Annotated in this window: 16 protein-coding genes; 9 read left to right on the forward strand and 7 right to left on the reverse strand. The window is 69.0% G+C overall.

Annotated features, from left to right (window positions below; genetic code table 11):
* Window positions 1-16: 16 nt before the first annotated feature.
* The gene (locus AC07UH_RS16115; protein ID WP_495181054.1) at window positions 17-433 is read right to left on the reverse strand and encodes a hypothetical protein; all 417 of its coding nucleotides are present in this window, start codon (window positions 431-433) and stop codon (window positions 17-19) included.
* 238 nt (window positions 434-671) lie between these two features.
* Here AC07UH_RS16115 and AC07UH_RS16120 point away from each other — a divergent pair, with 238 nt between their 5' ends.
* On the forward strand, window positions 672-2,036 hold the full coding sequence (locus AC07UH_RS16120) for a cryptochrome/photolyase family protein (protein ID WP_495181055.1): 1,365 nt from the start codon (window positions 672-674) through the stop codon (window positions 2,034-2,036).
* A gap of 292 nt (window positions 2,037-2,328) precedes the next feature.
* Entirely contained in the window at window positions 2,329-3,870 is a 1,542-nt protein-coding gene (locus AC07UH_RS16125; RefSeq protein ID WP_495181056.1) for a DHA2 family efflux MFS transporter permease subunit, read from the forward strand.
* Window positions 3,871-4,186: 316 nt separating this feature from the next.
* Here AC07UH_RS16125 and AC07UH_RS16130 read toward each other — a convergent pair whose 3' ends face one another.
* Both AC07UH_RS16130 and AC07UH_RS16135 read right to left on the reverse strand, forming a co-directional pair.
* A complete protein-coding gene (locus AC07UH_RS16130; protein ID WP_495181057.1) occupies window positions 4,187-4,405 on the reverse strand; it encodes a hypothetical protein in 219 nt (72 codons plus the stop codon).
* A gap of 70 nt (window positions 4,406-4,475) precedes the next feature.
* Window positions 4,476-5,381: a LysR family transcriptional regulator gene (locus AC07UH_RS16135; protein WP_495181058.1), complete on the reverse strand. Its 906-nt coding sequence runs from the start codon at window positions 5,379-5,381 to the stop codon at window positions 4,476-4,478.
* 77 nt (window positions 5,382-5,458) lie between these two features.
* On the opposite strand from AC07UH_RS16135, the gene AC07UH_RS16140 reads away from it, so the two are divergent.
* Entirely contained in the window at window positions 5,459-7,555 is a 2,097-nt protein-coding gene (locus tag AC07UH_RS16140) for a malate synthase G (protein WP_495181059.1), read from the forward strand.
* On the opposite strand, the gene AC07UH_RS16145 is transcribed toward AC07UH_RS16140, so the two are convergent.
* The gene (locus tag AC07UH_RS16145) at window positions 7,549-8,139 is read right to left on the reverse strand and encodes an NADPH-dependent FMN reductase (protein ID WP_495181060.1); all 591 of its coding nucleotides are present in this window, start codon (window positions 8,137-8,139) and stop codon (window positions 7,549-7,551) included. The two genes, AC07UH_RS16140 and AC07UH_RS16145, sit on opposite strands and share 7 nt — an antisense overlap.
* Window positions 8,140-8,194: 55 nt before the next feature.
* The gene (locus AC07UH_RS16150; protein ID WP_137898635.1) at window positions 8,195-8,893 is read right to left on the reverse strand and encodes a pirin family protein; all 699 of its coding nucleotides are present in this window, start codon (window positions 8,891-8,893) and stop codon (window positions 8,195-8,197) included.
* A 102-nt stretch (window positions 8,894-8,995) separates the two neighbouring features.
* On the opposite strand from AC07UH_RS16150, the gene AC07UH_RS16155 reads away from it, so the two are divergent.
* Window positions 8,996-9,916, forward strand: a complete 921-nt coding sequence (locus tag AC07UH_RS16155) for a LysR family transcriptional regulator (RefSeq protein WP_495181061.1) — start codon at window positions 8,996-8,998, stop codon at window positions 9,914-9,916.
* On the opposite strand, the gene AC07UH_RS16160 is transcribed toward AC07UH_RS16155, so the two are convergent.
* Window positions 9,913-10,914, reverse strand: coding sequence for an NAD-dependent epimerase/dehydratase family protein (locus AC07UH_RS16160; RefSeq protein ID WP_495181062.1), 1,002 nt, complete (start codon window positions 10,912-10,914; stop codon window positions 9,913-9,915). The genes AC07UH_RS16155 and AC07UH_RS16160 overlap by 4 nt on opposite strands.
* A 179-nt stretch (window positions 10,915-11,093) precedes the next feature.
* Between AC07UH_RS16160 and AC07UH_RS16165 the strand changes: the two genes are divergently transcribed.
* The 4 genes from AC07UH_RS16165 (at window position 11,094) to AC07UH_RS16180 (ending at window position 13,926) form a co-directional block, all read left to right on the forward strand.
* Entirely contained in the window at window positions 11,094-11,999 is a 906-nt protein-coding gene (locus AC07UH_RS16165) for a fatty acid desaturase (RefSeq protein ID WP_495181063.1), read from the forward strand.
* A complete protein-coding gene (locus AC07UH_RS16170) occupies window positions 11,996-12,805 on the forward strand; it encodes a phosphate/phosphite/phosphonate ABC transporter substrate-binding protein (protein WP_495181064.1) in 810 nt (269 codons plus the stop codon). Before AC07UH_RS16165 ends, AC07UH_RS16170 begins: the two co-directional genes overlap by 4 nt.
* Before the next feature lie 117 nt (window positions 12,806-12,922).
* Window positions 12,923-13,501, forward strand: a complete 579-nt coding sequence (locus tag AC07UH_RS16175; protein WP_495181065.1) for an alpha/beta hydrolase — start codon at window positions 12,923-12,925, stop codon at window positions 13,499-13,501.
* An 83-nt stretch (window positions 13,502-13,584) separates the two neighbouring features.
* Window positions 13,585-13,926 carry a hypothetical protein gene (locus AC07UH_RS16180; protein ID WP_495181066.1) on the forward strand — a complete coding sequence of 114 codons (342 nt, stop codon included), beginning with the start codon at window positions 13,585-13,587 and terminating at the stop codon, window positions 13,924-13,926.
* A gap of 39 nt (window positions 13,927-13,965) precedes the next feature.
* Here the strand turns inward: AC07UH_RS16180 and AC07UH_RS16185 are convergent, their stop codons facing one another.
* Complete coding sequence (locus AC07UH_RS16185; protein ID WP_495181067.1) at window positions 13,966-16,551, reverse strand: M1 family metallopeptidase; 2,586 nt, start codon at window positions 16,549-16,551, stop codon at window positions 13,966-13,968.
* Between the two features lie 129 nt (window positions 16,552-16,680).
* Here AC07UH_RS16185 and AC07UH_RS16190 point away from each other — a divergent pair, with 129 nt between their 5' ends.
* A complete protein-coding gene (locus tag AC07UH_RS16190; protein WP_495181068.1) occupies window positions 16,681-17,637 on the forward strand; it encodes an NAD(P)H-dependent flavin oxidoreductase in 957 nt (318 codons plus the stop codon).
* Window positions 17,638-17,821 lie beyond the last annotated feature (184 nt).

Here is a 17,821-nt window from a genome sequence, read left to right on the forward strand (position 1 = left end):
GGATTACGTGGAATGCTTATGTGTCGCGTGCCACCGTCACCGCGGCGATGTGCAGCGGATAGTCGCGGTCGTCCTCCGCCATCCAGATTTTGCCAGCACGATCGGTGAGATAGAAGCGGCAATAAATGCTGCGATCCCCCGCGAAACGCAGGCACACCCGGTCCGGCGTCACCCGATAGCGTCCCGCCGAATCGGGCTTGTCGTTGTAGCGCAGCGTATAGTCCTCGCCGACGGCGGCGAAGCGCTCGACCGGCGGCACCGCCCCGTCCCGCGTCTGCACGCTGCCACGCACCAGCCGTTCGAGCGCCGCGCCCCGCACCAGCGTCATCTGCTCCGCGCCGCGGATCGCCACCGGCAGCCGCGGCGCACTCGGCGCAGGTGCGGAGGGCGAACAGGCGCCGAGCATCGTCGCCGCCATCATGATCCGCTTCATCGTTTCGTCCCGACAGTCATACGCCGTCCTAGCACGCCAAATCCGGCACGTCCGTGATGGGATGCCGCCGGACAAGAGCCAGTGCTCCCGCGCAGGCGGGAGCCCAGGGTCCTGCACACCCACCGCTGTTGCTCTGCGTGACCCTGGATTCCCGCCTGCGCGGGAATACATGCAAGCCCAGTGGGTTACTCTTGGCTAGACGGGAACCCCGGCCCGCACCCGAACGCTTCACCCCGCGATGACCGAAACGACCCTGCTGTGGCTGCGCCAGGATCTGCGCCTCCACGACCAGCCCGCCCTCGTCGCCGCCGCGCATGCCGGCCCGGTGATCCCCGTCTACATCCTCGACGACGACGCGCCCGGCCAATGGCGGATCGGCGGCGCGCAGCGCTGGTGGCTGCATCACAGCCTCGAAGCGCTCGGCAAGGATCTCGCCGCCAAGCACAGCCGCCTCATCCTGCGCCGCGGCGATGCGGTCGCGGTCCTCAGGCAATTGCTCGAGGAGACAGGCGCCACCCGCATCCTTGCGATCCGCCATTACGAACCGTGGTGGCGCAAGCAGGAGGATGCGCTCGGCGACGTGCTCGACCTCTACGACGGCAACCGCCTGTCGCGCGTCGAGGACGTCACCACCGGCGCCGGCACGCCGTTCCGCGTCTTCTCCTCCTTCTGGCGCGCGCTGCAGGCCCAATTGCCGCCGGAGCAGCCGCTCGCCGCGCCGCGCTCCATCCCCGCCCCCGATCATTGGCCAAAGAGCGATGCGCTCGCCGATTGGGACCTTCTCCCGACCAAGCCCGACTGGTCCACCGGGTTCGACGCCGACTGGACGCCGGGCGAGACGGAAGCGCTCGCCAAGGCCAAGGACTTCCCCGCCGAGGTCGCCGCCTATGACCGTCGCCGCAACCTTCCCTCGGAGGAAGGCACCTCGCGCCTGTCTCCCCACCTCCACCATGGCGAGGTGTCGCCGCGCGCCGTCTATCACGCGCTTGGCCACGGTGCCGAGGCGGCGGCCTTCCTGCGCGAGCTCGCATGGCGCGACTTCACTGCCGGCGTGCTGCTCGCGCTCCCCGATTACGGCAACGTCAACGGCCGCCACAAATATGATGCGCTGCCGTGGCGCGACGATGCCGCCGCGAAGCGCGACCTCGAGGCGTGGCAGCAGGGCCGCACCGGCTATCCGATCGTCGACGCCGGTATGCGCCAGCTCTGGCAGTCGGGCTGGATGCACAATCGCGTGCGGATGATCACCGCCAGCTTCCTCGTCAAACATCTGCTGATCGACTGGCGCGAGGGCGAGCGCTGGTTCTGGGACTGTCTGGTCGACGCCGACTACGGCAACAATTCGGTCAACTGGCAGTGGATCGCCGGCACCGGCGTCGACGCCAATATGTTCGGCCGGATCATGGCGCCGCTCGGCCAGTCCGAGAAGTTCGAGGCGGGCGATTATATCCGCGAATGGGTGCCGGAACTGGCCAGCCTGTCCGACGAGACGATCCACGATCCCGACGCGCACGGCGTCCGCCCCGACGCCTATCCCGCCAAGATCATCGGCCACCGCGAAGGCCGCGAGCGTGCGCTCGCCGCGGCCAAGACGCTCGGCTAGCGGAGACCGCGGCGAACTACCCAGTGCTCCTGCGAAAGCAGGAGCCCAGGAGTCCCGATCGCCGGCACCCGTCGTTCTGCTTGACCCTAGGCTCCTGCTTTCGCAGGAGCACAGTGCTGCTCCACCAGCGATGCGCACCCGGTCTCAACCCCCGGAAACGACAAAAACTGCGCTGAAAAACTTCAATACCACCCGCCGGTCCCTATATGGAAAACAGCGAAGGCCCCGCCCGCGAGACCCGGCCACGCTCTTCCCGGAGAGGCCGATCAAGCGAGAAAGCTTTACCCTTCGCATGCACCTGCACCTTCCCGCCGCTTTTGATCCGCGCCTCTATCTCAGGCCGCGGCGGCGCGGGATCGCCTCGGTCAATGCGGAGGTGCGCGACGGCATCGTCCCCGCCGGCGACGATATCGCGCAGACCGCCGACCACACCGGCGGCGAACGGCCGACGCGCAACTACCGCACCGTCGCGCTGATCATCGCCACCGCGATGTTCATGGAGAATCTCGACGCCACCGTGCTCGCCACCGCGCTGCCGACGATGGCGCGGGACTTCGGCGTGCGGGCGCCCGAGATGAGCATCGCGCTCACCTCGTACCTGCTCGCGCTGGCGATGTTCATTCCCGCCTCGGGGACGATGGCGGACCGGTTCGGCGCGCGCCGCGTGTTCCGCGCCGCGATCGGCCTGTTCGTCGTCGGCAGCCTCGCCTGCGGCCTGTCGCCTAGCCTCGAGATGATGGTCGCCGCACGCTTCCTGCAGGGGATCGGCGGCGCGATGATGATGCCGGTCGGGCGACTGGTGCTGCTCCGCTCGGTCGCCAAGCGCGACATGGTGTCGGCGATGTCGTGGCTGATCATGCCGGCGCTGATCGGGCCGATCGTCGGCCCGCCGGTCGGCGGGTTAATCGTCACCTATCTCGACTGGCGCTGGATCTTCTGGCTCAACCTGCCGATCGGCGTCGCCGGCATCGTCCTCGTCGGCCGTTTCATCGCCGACGTGCGCGAGGACACGCCGCACAAATTCGATCCGCTCGGCTTCCTGCTGTCGGGCGCGGCGCTCGGCTGCCTGTTGTTCGGGTTCGAGATGGCGAGCCGCCCCGGCGAGGGCCGGTTGGCGGCGACGCTGATCGCCACCGGCGCGGTCTTCGGTCTGGGCTATTGGCGCCACGCCGGGCGCACGGAGCATCCGATCCTCGATCTGTCGCTGATGCGCATCCCGACCTTCCGCCTGTCGGTGCTCGGCGGTTCGCTGGCGCGGATCACGCAGGGCGCGCAGCCCTTCCTGCTGCCGCTGATGATGCAGCTCGCCTTCGGCCTCACCGCCGCGCAGAGCGGTGCGATGACCGTCGCCTCGGCGATCGGCTCGTTCGGGATGAAGGGCGTGGCGCGGCGCATCCTCAAACGCTTCGGCTTCCGCAACAGCCTCGTCGTGATGGGCGTCGCCGGCACCGCCGCTTATGCCTGCTGCGGGCTGTTCGATCCCGCCTGGCCGCTGCCCGCGGTGTTCGCGGTGCTGGTGCTGTCGGGCTTCCTGATGTCGTTCCAGTTCACCGCCTACAACACCATCGCCTATGACGAGATCGCCAAGGACCGCATGAGCGCGGCGACGAGCTTCTATTCGACCTTCCAGCAGCTGATGCTGTCGCTCGGCATCTGCATCGGCGCGACCGCGCTGCACGTCTCGATGCTGTGGCGTGGGGCGGATGCGGTGGCCTTCCCCGACTTCACTTTCGCCTTCTGGACGGTGACGGCGATCTCGCTGACCGCGATCTTCGTCAATGCGAGGTTCGACCCGCAGGCCGGCGCCGAATTGAGCGGCCGGGTGAAAAGCTAGGCGGAACCTCCGCGCTGTGAATGCCCTCTTGAGAAGGTTCTGTTCGCCCAGAGGCGCAGAGACGCGGAGGTGTTCCGCTTGCGGCAAACGCGGTCCCTTCCCTCATGGCAGATGGAAAGCGCCGCTGTCGCGGCGAGCGCAACACCTCTGCGCCTCCGCGCCTCTGCGCGAACAACCCTTCTTCTTACGCCGACGACCCCACCGTCAGTCCCGACCGTATCGAAGCACGGTGACGCCCGAGCCCGAATACACGAACGACCCGGAACGGCCTGCGCCGCCCCGGGTCGTCCTCACCCCGATACGCCGGGTGAAAGGCTCAGCGCTGCTTCGCCGCGGCCTTCTGCGCGCGGGCCTGCTTGGCATAATGGTGGTGCATCGCAACGCAGCCGGCGGCCGCGCCCATCACCGCATGGCCCTTGCCGACGAAATGGCCGGCGGCCCCGCCCGCGGCGGCGCCACGGATACAGCCTTTGGCGAGCGCCGGCTGTGCGCCGACGAGCGCGGTGGCGGCGGCGAGGAACATCAGACTCTTCATGGCGAACTCCTGTAACGAAACCTTGCTGGGAAAAGCCGTGACGCATCCGTCATGTTCCATGAATTCGGCGTCATGCCGGCGTCATCGCCTCCCAGCGCCGCGGATCGATCGTCTCGCGCAGGAAGGCGACGAAGGCGCTCACCGCCGCCGGTACCGCCGGACCGGGCAGGTGCACCGCATAGATGCCGACCTCCGCCGATCCCTCCCACGCGTCGAGCACCCGGACCAGCCGCCCGTCGCGCAAGGCGTCGCCGACATCCCACAAAGACCGCAACGCGATCCCGACGCCACCGAGCGCCAGTTCGCGGATCATCTCGCTCGAATTGGTCCGCACATGGCTCGCGCGTTCGATCGCGACGGTCTTGCCGGCGGCGACCAGCCGCCACGGCATCTGCCCGTCGGCGGCGAGCAGGCGATGGCCGGCGAGATCGCCGATCCGCCCCGGCGCGCCGTGCTCGGCCAGATAGGCCGGCGCCGCGCACAACACCCGCCGGCTCTCGCCGAGCCGGTGCGCCACGACGGACCCCGGCACCGCCCCCGCGATTCGGATCGCGCAATCGACGCGCTCGCCGAGCAGATCGACGAAATGGTCACTGAGGTCGAAGGCGAGATCGATGCGGGGATAGGCGGCCAGAAACGCGCCGAGATGCGGAGCGACGTGCAGCCGCCCGAACGACGTCGGCGCCGACACGCGCAGCGGCCCCGCCGGTTCGCCGCGGGCGCCGGTCACCCGCGCCTCCGCCTCGCCGAGCGCGGCGAGCACCCCGTCGAGATCGTCGCGGAACCGCGCCCCGGCATCGGTCAACGCCAGCCGCCGCGTGGTCCGGTGGACGAGCCGGACGCCCAGCCTGTTCTCCAGCCGCTGCAACCGCTTGGAGGCCATGGCCGGCGAGATGTGCAGGCTGCGCGCCGCCGCCGACAGGCTGCCGCCCGCCGCCACCGCGACGAACAGCGCATAGTCCGGATCGAACGCCATTCGTTCCCCACAGGATAAACTGCTTCAACATCTTCATGGCTAGCGAACGGCCGACCTTGGGTCTAGCCTCACGGCCTATGCGAGAGGATAGAGAAGTTATGGACCGCGCCGGCCTCGTCATCGCCCCCCCGCTGGCGACCTTCATCGAGGAAAGGGCCCTTCCCGGCACCGGCCTCGACCCGGCCGCCTTCTGGTCGGGTGTCGCCGCGCTCTTCGCCCGCTTCGCCCCCGAGAACCGCGCCCTCCTCGCCGAGCGCGACCGACTCCAGGCGGCGATCGACGGCTGGCATGGCGCCAACGACTTCGACCCGGCGGCCTACCAAGCCTTCCTGACCGACATCGGCTATCTCGTCGCGGAGCCCGCCCCCTTCAAAATCGACCCCGAGCGCGTCGACGCCGAGATCGCGACGATGGCGGGGCCGCAGCTCGTCGTCCCGATCCTCAACGCCCGCTTCCTCCTCAACGCCGCCAACGCGCGCTGGGGCAGCCTCTACGACGCGCTCTACGGCACCGATGCGCTCCCCGGCACGCCCGCCACCGGCGGCTACGACGCGGCACGCGGGGCGCAGGTGATCGCCTGGGCGAAGGCCTTCCTCGACGAAGCCGTGCCGCTCGCCAGCGGCCGCTGGGCCGACTGGACGGGCGGTGATCCCGTACTCGCCGACCCCGCCCAACTCGTCGGCCGCGCCGGCGACACGTTGCTCTTCCGCCACCACGGCCTGCACATCGAGCTGGTGATCGACCGCGCCCACCCGATCGGCGCCACCGACCCCGCCGGCATCGCCGACGTCCGCCTCGAAAGCGCGCTCACCACGATCTGCGACCTCGAGGACTCGATCGCCGCGGTCGACGCCGAGGACAAGGTCGTCGCCTACGCCAATTGGCTCGGCCTGATGCAGGGCGACCTCACCGCCAGCTTCGCCAAAAGCGGCGCGACACGCACCCGCACGCTCGCCCCCGACCGCACCTACACCGCCCCCGACGGCGGCACGCTGACGCTGCCCGGCCGCAGCCTGCTGTTCGTCCGCAACGTCGGCCACCTGATGACCACGCCCGCGGTCCGCCTGCCCGACGGCAGCGACGCGCCCGAGGGCATCCTCGACGCCATCGTCACGTCACTGATCGCGCTCCACGATCGCGGTCGCAACAGCCGCACCGGTTCGATCTATATCGTCAAACCCAAGATGCACGGCCCCGCCGAGGCCGCTTTCGCCGACCGCCTGTTCGACGCGGTCGAGGACCTGCTCGCGCTGCCCCGTCATACGATCAAGCTCGGCCTGATGGACGAAGAGCGCCGCACCAGCGCCAATCTCGCCGCCTGCATCCACGCGGTCCGCCACCGGCTGGTCTTCATCAACACCGGCTTCCTCGACCGCACCGGCGACGAGCTGCACACGTCGATGCACGCCGGCGCGATGATCCCCAAGGCCGAGATGAAGACGGGCACCTGGATCGCCGCCTATGAGAACCGCAACGTGCAGATCGGCCTCGCCTGCGGCCTGTCGGGCAAGGCGCAGATCGGCAAGGGGATGTGGGCGGCGCCCGATCGCATGGCCGATATGCTCGACCAGAAGATCGGCCATCCGCAGACCGGTGCGAACACCGCCTGGGTCCCCTCGCCGGCCGCTGCGACGCTGCACGCGACGCACTACCATCGCGTCGACGTCTTCGCTCGCCAGCGCGCGCGCAGCGCCGAGACCCCCGCGCCGCTCGCCGACCTCCTCACGCTCCCGGTCGCTGATACCGGGCGCAACTGGCAGGCGGACGCAGTGCGCGCCGAGCTCGACAACAATGCGCAGGGCATCCTCGGCTATGTCGTGCGCTGGGTGGATCAGGGGATCGGCTGTTCCAAGGTGCCCGACATCCACGACATCGGCCTGATGGAGGATCGCGCGACGCTGCGCATCTCGTCGCAGCATATTGCCAATTGGCTGCTGCATGGCGTGGTGTCACCCGCCGACGTCGATGCCGCCTTCGCGCGGATGGCGACGAAAGTCGACGCGCAGAATGCCGACGACCCGCTCTATCGGCCGATGCACGGGAATGAGGCTAGCAGCGTCGCCTGGCAGGCCGCCCGCGCGCTCGTGTTCGAAGGGGTGGACCAGCCCAATGGCTATACCGAGCCGCTGCTCCATCGCTTCCGCGCCGCGCGCAAGGCGGCGGACGCTCAATAGGGCGGCGCCTTGATCGCCCGTTGCGCCCGCGCCGCTTCGGTCCACCACGCGAGATCGTCGGCGAAGCGCGGGAACGCCTTGGCGAGGCTCGCGCCGCCATCGCCGACCGGTTCGGCCTCGGCGGTGAGCGCATGGCCGATGCCGCCGACCGCGAGGCTGCTCGACACGACGACCATCCCCATCTCCGACAGGATGCCGTGCCACGCCAGCCCCGCGCGCGCACCGGCGAAGCGTCCGGCCGAATAGCTCGCGATCGCCGCGGGGCGCCAATACCATTCCTCGAGGAAATGGTCGGTCAGGTTCTTGAGACCGGGCTGGACGCTCCAATTATACTCGCCGGCGACGAACACGAAGGCGTCCGCTGCCTTGATCTTGCCCGCCAGCGCTTCGAGCGCGGCCGGTGCCGCGCCGGCGGGATATTCCTTGTACATGCGGTCGAGCATCGGCAGGTCGAGCGCCTTGGCGTCGATCAGCTCAGCATTGGCCCCGCGGGCCCGGAATGCGTCGACCAGATAGTGCGCCAGACGGATGCCCTGCCGGTCGGACCGGTAGGATCCGTAGAAGATCAGGATGGTATCGCTCATCGCACCCCCTTCGCGGCAAGTGCCGGGGAGCGCAAGGCGCGCTCCCCGGTCGGGGTCAGGCGGCGTCGACCAGGACGATCTCGGCATCCTCGGTCGCGGTGATGCGGATCACCGCCTCGTCGACGATCGCGGCGCCGTCGCGCGCATCGAGCGTCACGCCGTTGATCTCGACCTTGCCGGTCGCCGGCACCAGATAGGCATGGTGGCCGGCGCCGAGGGCATATTCCGCCGTTTCGCCCGCCTTGATCGTCGCCCCGACGATGCGTGCGTCGGTGCGGATCGGCAGCGCGTCGGCATCGTCGCCGAAGCCGCTGGCGAGCGTTACGAACGTGCCGGCGCGTTCGCCCTTGGGGAAGGGCTTGGCACCCCACGACGGTGCAGCACCGCGCGTCTTGGGCTCGATCCAGATCTGGAAGATCGTCGTCGTGCCGGGTTCGCGATTATATTCCGAATGGCGCACCCCCGATCCGGCGCTCATCACCTGCACGTCGCCCGCCTCGGTACGGCCGATGTTGCCCAGGCTGTCCTGATGCGTGATCGCGCCTTCGCGGACATAGGTGATGATCTCCATGTCGGCATGCGGATGCGGCGGAAAGCCGGTGCCGGCGGCGATCGTATCGTCGTTCCAGACGCGGATCGGGCCCCAGCCCATCCGCTTGGGATCGTAGTAATTGGCGAAGGAGAAGTGATGCTTGGCATCGAGCCAGCCGTGGTTGGCACCACCGAGGCTGGCGAAGGGGCGACGGTCGATCATGGTCTGTCTCCTGTAGAAGCCGGGACGCTTCCTGTTGAGGCCAAGATGGGGGAGCGGGCGACTTGACGAAACGGCAATGATGGCATCTCATCATTGCCGATTATGACACGTCGCCTTCCCGACTTCGAAGCCTGGGCGATCTTCGCCAAGGTCGCCGAGCGCGGCTCCTTCGCCGGCGCGGCGGAGGCGCTCGGCCTCGCCAACCCGACCGTGTCGAAGGCGATCGCGCGGCTGGAGGCTCGGCTCGGCGTCGCCTTGCTGTCGCGCACCTCGCGGCGGCTGTCGCTGACCGAGGCGGGGCGCGCCGCGCTCGCCCGCGCCGGCCGCATCCTGCAGGAGGGCGAGGCGCTGGAGGACGAGGCGGCGGAGCAATCCGACGTCGCGCGCGGGCTGGTGCGGATCAGTGCGCCGCTGTCGTTCGGTACCGCTTACGTCGGTGCGACGCTGCCCGACTTCCTCGCCGCCTATCCCGAGATCACGCTCGACTTCGCGCTCAGCGACCGCCGCGTCGATCTCGTCGCCGAAGGGTTCGACCTCGCGCTGCGCATCGCCGCGCTGGAGGACAGTTCGCTGCTGGCGCGGCGGCTGTGCACGGTGCGCATCCTGCTCGTCGCTGCGCCCGCCTATCTCGACGCGCACGGGCGGCCGAGCCACCCCGCGCAGCTCAAGGACCATTGCGCACTCGCTTATACCGGCGGGTCGAGCCGCGGCCTCTGGCGCTTCGGCCATCCGCAGTTCGGCGAGGAAACGGTCGAGCCGCCGGTACGCGTCTGGACCGACAATGCCGACATGCTCAACCCGGCGCTGCTCGCCGGCCAAGGTCTGGCGCTACAGCCCGAATTCCTCGTCTGGCGCGAGATTCGCGAGGGGCGGCTGGAGGTGGCGATGCCCGAATGGAGCGTCGCGCCGCTCGGTCTCCACCTCATCACCCCGCCGAGCCCGCTGCGCCCGCGCCGCGTCACGGTGCTGATCGATCATCTCGCCCGGGCGCTGGCGAAAGCGCCGTGGGCGGTGGCATCCTAGAGCCGGTGATAGGCGCGATACCAGTCGACGAAGCGCGGCACGCCGACGTCGATCGTCGTGGTCGGCCGATAGCCTAGATCGTCGGCGATCGCGGTGATGTCGGCAAAGGTCCGCACGACGTCGCCCGGCTGGATCGGCAGGTCGCGGCGCACCGCCGGCCGGCCGATCGCCGCCTCGAGCAAGCCGATCACGCGGCCGAGCGGCTCCGAGCGGTTGTTGCCGATATTGTAGAGGCGGTGCGGCGCGACGCTGCCGCCGGGCTTTTCCTGCCCGTCGTCGGGCGGCGGCTGGTCGTGCGCAGCGATCACGCCGGCGACGATATCGTCGATGAAGGTGAAGTCGCGCTCCATCTGGCCGTTGTTGAACACCGGGATCGGCTCGCCGGCGAACATCGCGCGGGTGAAGATCCACAGCATCATATCCGGCCGGCCCCACGGGCCGTAGACGGTGAAGAAGCGCAATCCGGTCTGCGGCAGGCGATAGAGGTGTGCGTAGCTTTCGCTCATCACCTCGTTGGCGCGCTTGGTGGCGGCGTAGAGCGACACCGGGCGATCGACGCGATCCTCGACGCGGAACGGTACCGAGGCGTTGCCGCCGTAGACCGACGACGAGGACGCATAGACCAGATGCTCGACCCGCCGCGTGCGTGCGAGTTCGAGGATATTGAGATGGCCGACGAGGTTGGACTGGCCGTAGACCTCGGGATGTTCGATCGAGTAGCGGACGCCCGCCTGCGCGCCGAGATGGACGATGCGCTCGAACGCATGCGGTGCCAGCGCGTCGCGCAACGTCGCGGCATCGGCGAAATCGACCGCGAGGAAGGTGAAGCGGTCGCCATGCCGCCGGGTGAGTTCGGCAAGCCGCGCCTGCTTCAATGCCGGATCATAGTAATCGTTGAGTGAATCGATGCCGACCACGCTGTCGCCGCGTGCGAGCAGCGCTTCCGCCGTATGCATGCCGATGAAACCCGCCGCCCCGGTTACCAACGTCTTCGGCATCGTCTGTCTGCTCCGTCTTCGCGAGGCCATCGACGGCCGCAGCCGTTCGCTAGCCGAGGAAGCGCCGCTTGACGATGCCCCGTACCCAACAAGCTGAGCGATCTCCGTGACAAGCAGGCCTTGGCTTGCCAAATCCTATCGAAAGCGTGGAGATTGATGGGAGAACGTCAGGAGACTGTATGCCTCGCTCCGATCCTCAACGACGTGCCTCCGCGGCCGTCGACTGGCCGACGATCGCCGTCGCAATCGTCGTCTACGGTGGGTGGCTGGCGCTCACCGCCTGGCATGCGCTGCTGCCGCTGCCGGTACTGACGTTGCTCGGCGGGGCGATCGTCGGCTGGCAGGGGTCGTTGCAGCATGAGACGATCCACGGTCATCCGACCGATCGTCGGCTGCTCAATGACATGATCGGCATGCCGCCGCTGAGCCTGTACCTGCCCTATGCGATCTACCGGCGCTCGCATCTCGCCCATCACGGCTGCGGCGCGATCACCGATCCCGCCGCCGATCCCGAATCGCGCTATCATGCCGGTCGCGGCGTGGCGCGGCGGCTGGCGGCGATGCAGGCGACCCTGATCGGTCAGTTGGTCTTCGGACCGGCGATCGTGATCGGGCGGTTCCTCGCCGGCGAGATCGGGCGGATGAGGCGCGCGCCAGGCGCGGTCGCACGCGACTGGCTGCCGCATCTGGCGGGGGTGGCGCTGTTGCTCGCGTGGCTCGGCCATGTCGGCCTGCCGATCGGCACCTATCTGGTCGCCTTCGTCTATCCCGGCATCGCGTTGACGCTGTTGCGCAGCTATGCCGAGCATCGCGCCGACCTCGCAACCACCGCCCATGCGGCGATCGTCGAGCGTGGAGGACTGTTCGCCTTGCTGTTCCTCAACAACAACCTTCATGTCGCGCATCACGAGCGCCCGGGCCTGCCGTGGTATCGCCTGCCCGGCTACCACCGCGCGCACCGCGACCGGTTCGTCGCCGAGGGCGGCCGCATCTATCGCGGATATGGCGAGGTGCTGCGGCGCTTTGCGTTCCGTGCACACGACGATCTGCACCATCCCGCCTATCGGCCGGATCAGGCGGCGTGACGCTGGTCGCGTCGCTCGGGATGTACGATCACCCGGCGCAGCGCGCGGCGAACGACGCGCTCTGGCACGGTCTCGCACATCGGCTGCGGGTCGCAGGCATTCCCGGCGCGCCCGACGATCTCGACCGGTCGCGATCGGTCGAGTCGATCTGGTACGACGCTCGCCTGCTGTTCGCGCAGGCGTGCGGCTATCCGTTGACCGCCGCCGACGCGCCGGCGGTGCGGGTGGTCGCGCTGCCGGTCTATGATGCGCCCGGCTGCGACGGTGCGAGCCACCGCAGCGTCATCGTCGTGCGGGCGGCGGATCGGATCGATGCCGTCGCCGGCTTGCGGGGATCGCGGGTGGCGATCAACACGCCGACCTCCAACACCGGCATGAACCTGTTGCGCGCCGTCGTGGCACCGCTGGCCGACGCGACGGCGTTCTTCTCGCAGGTGGTCGTGACGGGGAGCCACCGCGCCAGTGCCGAGGCGATCGTCCGCGACGAAGCCGACTGCGCCGCGATCGACTGCGTGACCTGGGCGGCGCTGCGACGCCATGAGCCGATGTCGACCGAGCGGCTGCGGGTGATCGCGACGACGGGCGCCACCCCGGCGCTGCCCTTCGTCACCGCGGCAGCGACGTCCGACGCGCACTTCGCCGCGATCCGGGCGGCGCTTGCGGCGGTGATCGCCGATCCGACGCTCGCGACCGCCCGCGACGCGCTGTTCCTGAGGGATGTCGTACCAGCGGACGAAAGTGCACTGGCGCCCGTCCGATCGGCGGAGCGGGATGCGGTCGCGCTCGGCTACCCGCTGCTGCGATGATCGTCCCGCCCGCCGCCCGCTTCGGCGCGCCAAAGCGCATCGGGGCTGGTTCGCCGTCAGGAAGCGTTCATACTTCGACCTTCGCCGAGTCGCCCGGCGTTGAGGAGTGAGACGCGCATGACCGCTATCGCCGCCCTGCCCTTCGCCGACCCCCGCCTGTCGATCGTCACGATCGGCGACGGGGAGGAGACGCCCGCCTGGCAGCGCATGTTCGGCTGGCCCGCGGGCGGGTCGGGTGCGGTGCCGCTCGATGCGCGCTCGCCGGCGACGCGCAACATCTGGGCGGCGAAACTCGACCGGGCGGTGCGCGAGGCCGATGCGCGCGTGCTGATCGTCGCCGAGGGACTGGGCTGCGCGGCGAGCGCATGGTGGGCGCGGCTGTCGCCGACCGACGACGTCCGCAAGGTCGCCGGCGCGCTGCTGTTCGCGCCGCCGGCCGATGCGGGCGACCTGTTCGCCTCCCCCCGATCGCGCCTGCCCTTTCCTTCGCTGGTGATCCGCCCCGGCGGCGCGCCCGACGATCTGGCGGCGGCGGTCGACGATTGGGGCAGCCGGCTGGTCGTCGGCGATCGCGTTCGGGACCGGCGCGCGGGCGCGGTCGCATGGCGGCAGGCGCAGCGGTTGTTCCTGCGCCTGACCCAGCAAGTGGTCGACCATGACGTCGATCGCGGGCGGGCGATTACCGGCTGGCGCTGAAGCGCCCCGGAGCCTCACACGGAGCCTTGTCGATCCCGGCCTCCCCCGCCTATCTTCGGGCGGACAGGACGATGGAGACGGCAATGCGTAATGGATTGATGCTGATGCTGGCCGCGGCCCTGACCGGCTGCGGATCGCAACCCGAACCGCAGGCCGCCAATACCGCCAGCGCCGCACCCAAGGAGAGCGGCTATATCGCCAAGGTCACTGCGCTGCCGCCGCGGCAGCTCAACGGCGTGCTCTACCGGGCGATCGACGATGCCAAACAGCCGTGCCAGGGCGTCGCCGCGGTGACCCGCCAGGCCGATCGCAAGGGCAAGCCGGTATGGGCGGTGCGATGCATCGAAGGCAGCGCGTGGCTGGTCGCGCTCGGCGACGACGGCGTGGCGGAAGTCACCGGCATTCCGGCCCGCGCCGGCGGTTGATCCGACGAGGGAGCGGCCGCGAGGCCGCCCCCTGCCGGTTCAGGCGCCCTTGCCGAGCCAGGTCTGGACGGCGGGACGCAGGCGCTCCGCCGCTGCCTTGCGGACGGCGATGCTCGACACCACCCGCTTGGCGGGACCACGCGAGGTTTCCGGCATCGTCGCGGCGAAGGCATTGATCTTGCCGGGCATCGCCGGATCGACCGAGCCGCCGCCGAGGCCGACGATGAAGCTCGCCTTGCTGCTGTCCTCGATGAACCCCTCGACCAGCGCGCGGTTCGCCACCGCCCAGTCGAACGTCATGTCGGGATGTTCGCCCGACACCGCGCGCAGCAGCGCGGCACGCTGCGGCGCGGTGAACGTATCGGTCTTGAGCAAGTCCAGCGCGCGCGCCGCCAGCGCATCGTCCTTGGCGTAGCCGAGCAACGAGACGAAGCGGTTCTTGGCGACCGGATTGGTCTCCGCCTTGGTCAGCCGCAGCAGCAGGTCCCAATCCGCCGCGCTTGCATTGGCGGCGAAGGTGGCGAGGATCGGCTGGCGGATCGCCGGCGGGATCGCGGTCGGATCGGTAGACAGCTTGGCGACGTAGCTGCGCGCCTGGCGCAGCACCTCCGGGTCGCCGTTGGCGCCGAGCTGGCCGACCAAATTCTCGCGCAGATTGCCGACCAGCGGCGATTCGTCCGGCCGGGCGGTGTAGCCGATGCGTTGGAGGACCGGACCGAGGATCGCGACGGTGCGCGCGCGCAGCGGCGTGGCCAGCGGCGTCCCCTCGAACAGCCCGTTAAGTCCGCCGAGCCGGCCGGAAACCAGCGACCATTCGAGCGGATCGGCACCGGCGCCAACCTGACCCATCACCGCGAAATAGCGCGAGAGGTCCTGATATCCCCCCGCCGCCAAAGCATAATCGTCGGCGAGCGTGCCGAGCCGATCCTCGAGCGGCAGCCGCGTATAGTCGCGGACCAAGGCGTCATGGCCGGGCTGGTCGTAGAGCACGCGGGTGTAGCTGCCCTTGCCCTTGTTGAGCAGCAACGTGCCGCAACCCTTGACCGAGACATTGGTCGCCGGGCCGGTGACGATCGTCCGCGTCTCGCCGCCACCGATCGTCGCGACGACCAGCGGCACCTGCCACGTCTGCGGCGTCTTCGACGCCGCGTCGAGACCGAAGCGGCCCTGCGCCAGCGTCGCCGTGGTGGTGCCGCCGGTGCAGCGCGCCCCGGTCAGCGTCACCAGCGGCACGCCGCCCTGCAGCGTATAGCCGTGGGCGATCTCCGCCACCGGCTGGCCGGCCGCGGCCGACAGCTCGGCCCAGAGCTGCTCGGTCACGGTGTTGCCGAACTTGTATTTGGCCATGTAGCGGCGGATGCCGTCGCGGAACTTGTCGGGGCCGAGCGTCGATTCGAGCATGCCGATGACGGCCTGCCCCTTGGAATAGGTGATGCCGTCGAACGCCTCGCCGATCTGGTCGACGGTTTCGATCTTGCGGATGATCGGATGCGTCGCGGCGGTCGCGTCGATGCCCATCGCCGCCTCGCGATCGGTCGATACCGCGGCCGCATCGGCCTTCCACGCCGGGTTGAGGTCGGCGGCGGACTTGTTCTCCATCCACGAGGCGAAGCCCTCGTTGAGCCAGAGGTCGTCCCACCATTTCATCGTGACGAGGTCGCCGAACCACTGGTGCGCCATCTCATGCGCGACGACGGTGAAGATGCGTTGACGGCCGCTTTCGGTGGCGCGCTTGGGGTCGAACAGCAATTCGGGCTCGAAATAGAAGATCGCGCCCCAGTTCTCCATCGCGCCGAAGAACTGGCTGGAACCCGGCCCGGCGACCATGTCGAGCTTGGGCAGCGGATAGGGCTGGCCGAAATAGCTGTTGTAATAGGGCAATAGCCGCTTCGCCTCGGCGAGCGCGTAATCGCCCTGGTCGACGACGCCGCGCCGGGTGATCACGCCGATCTCGACGTTCCCCGCCTGTACCGTCTTGCGCTCCAGATCGCCCATGCCGAGGTAGAGCAGATAGCTCGACATCACCGGCGTCTCGGCGAAGCTGTAGAGCTGGGTGCCGTCCGCCTGCTTCGCCACCGAGGCGGCGGGCATGTTGGAGAAAGCGAGCTGGCCGGCGGGCGCGGTCGCCTTCAACCGGAATTTCGCCTTGAACGCGGGCTCGTCCCACATCGGCGCGAAACGGCGCGCATCCGGCGCCTCGAACTGCGTCGCGAGCATCCGCGCCTTCGAGCCGTCCTGATTGGTGTAATCGATCGCGAACAGGCCGGCGGCGGACTGGTTGATCTTGCCGCTCCAGCGGAAGCCGACGGTGTGGCGGCCGATCTTCGCCGCCGCGGGCAACGTCAGGACGAGCTGCTGTTTGTCCTTGTCGAGCGCGAAGGGCACCGCCTTGCCGTCGAACGTCGCCGCGGCGATCGCCAGGTCGGCGGCGTTGAGCGTGATCGTCCCGGTCGCCGCCTTGACGTCGATCTCGACGGTCTCGCTGCCGGTGAAGGTCATCGCCTGCGCATTCGGCGTGACGTCGATGTCGTAGAGCACCGGGACGACGGTCGCGGGCAGGCTGCCGGCGGCGAGCGCGGGGGTGGAGACGGTCAGGGCAAGGGCGGCGGCGACGGCTAGCTTCATGGAAGGATATACTCCGGAAACACTGTATCATTCGGCCCATACGCCTTTGGGCGGCGCGGGCAAGACGGGGCTTGCTGGACAGGCCGATCGGTTGCGCTAAACAACCGATCCTGAGAGGAAACCGCCGCCATGACACCCCCGATCTTCGACCGCCTGCGCCTGCCCGTGATCGGTTCGCCGCTGTTCATCATCTCCGGTCCCGAATTGGTGATCGCGCAGTGCAAGGCGGGGATCGTCGGCTCGTTCCCGGCGCTCAACGCGCGGCCGCAGACGCTGCTCGACGAATGGCTCCACCGGATCACCGAGGAACTGGCCGCGCACGACCGCGCCCATCCCGAGGCGCCCGCCGCGCCGTTCGCGGTCAACCAGATCGTCCACAAGTCGAACGATCGGCTGGAGCAGGACCTCGCCACCTGCGCCAAATGGCGGGTGCCGATCGTCATAACCTCGCTCGGTGCGCGCGAGGACCTCAACACCGCGGTGCACGGCTGGGGCGGCATCACGCTCCACGACGTGATCGACGACCGCTTCGCGCGCAAGGCGATCGAGAAAGGCGCGGACGGGCTGATCGCGGTCGCGGCGGGTGCCGGCGGCCATGCCGGCACGCTGTCGCCGTTCGCGATCGTGCAGGAGATCCGCCAATGGTTCGACGGACCGCTGGCGCTGTCGGGATCGATCGCCAGCGGCGGCGCGATCCTCGCGGCGCAGGCGATGGGCGCCGATTTCGCTTATATCGGCTCGCCGTTCATCGCGACGGAAGAGGCGAATGCCGCGCCCGATTATAAGGCGTCGATCGTCGACAGCCGCGCGGCCGACATCGTCTATTCCAATCTGTTCACCGGCGTGCACGGCAATTACCTGCGCAGCTCGATCGCCGCATCGGGGCTCGACCCCGACAATCTGCCCGAGGGCGACCTCAAGACGATGAATTTCGGCGGCGGCGACGGCAGCAAGGCCAAGGCGTGGCGCGACATCTGGGGGTCCGGACAGGGTATCGGCGTGATCGACAAGGTCGAGAGCGTCGCCGACCGCGTCGCACGATTCGGGGCGGAATATGCCGCGGCGAAGGCGCGCCTGCTCGGCTGAGCCGTGCGTCGTGTTGGACGACATGGACAAGATGGACACCTTAACGGAAACGATCGGCTCAGATCGTTTCCGTTTTTGACATGACGCCAGTCCTTCTCTTCTAGGCAGGGAAGGCCTTTGGAGGAGAACGGGGCGCGCCATGTCGCCGGTCTAGCGGGCGTCGCCGATGTAGGACAGACCGCGG

Source organism: Sphingomonas sp. GW821-FHT04B01 (genome assembly GCF_059420425.1).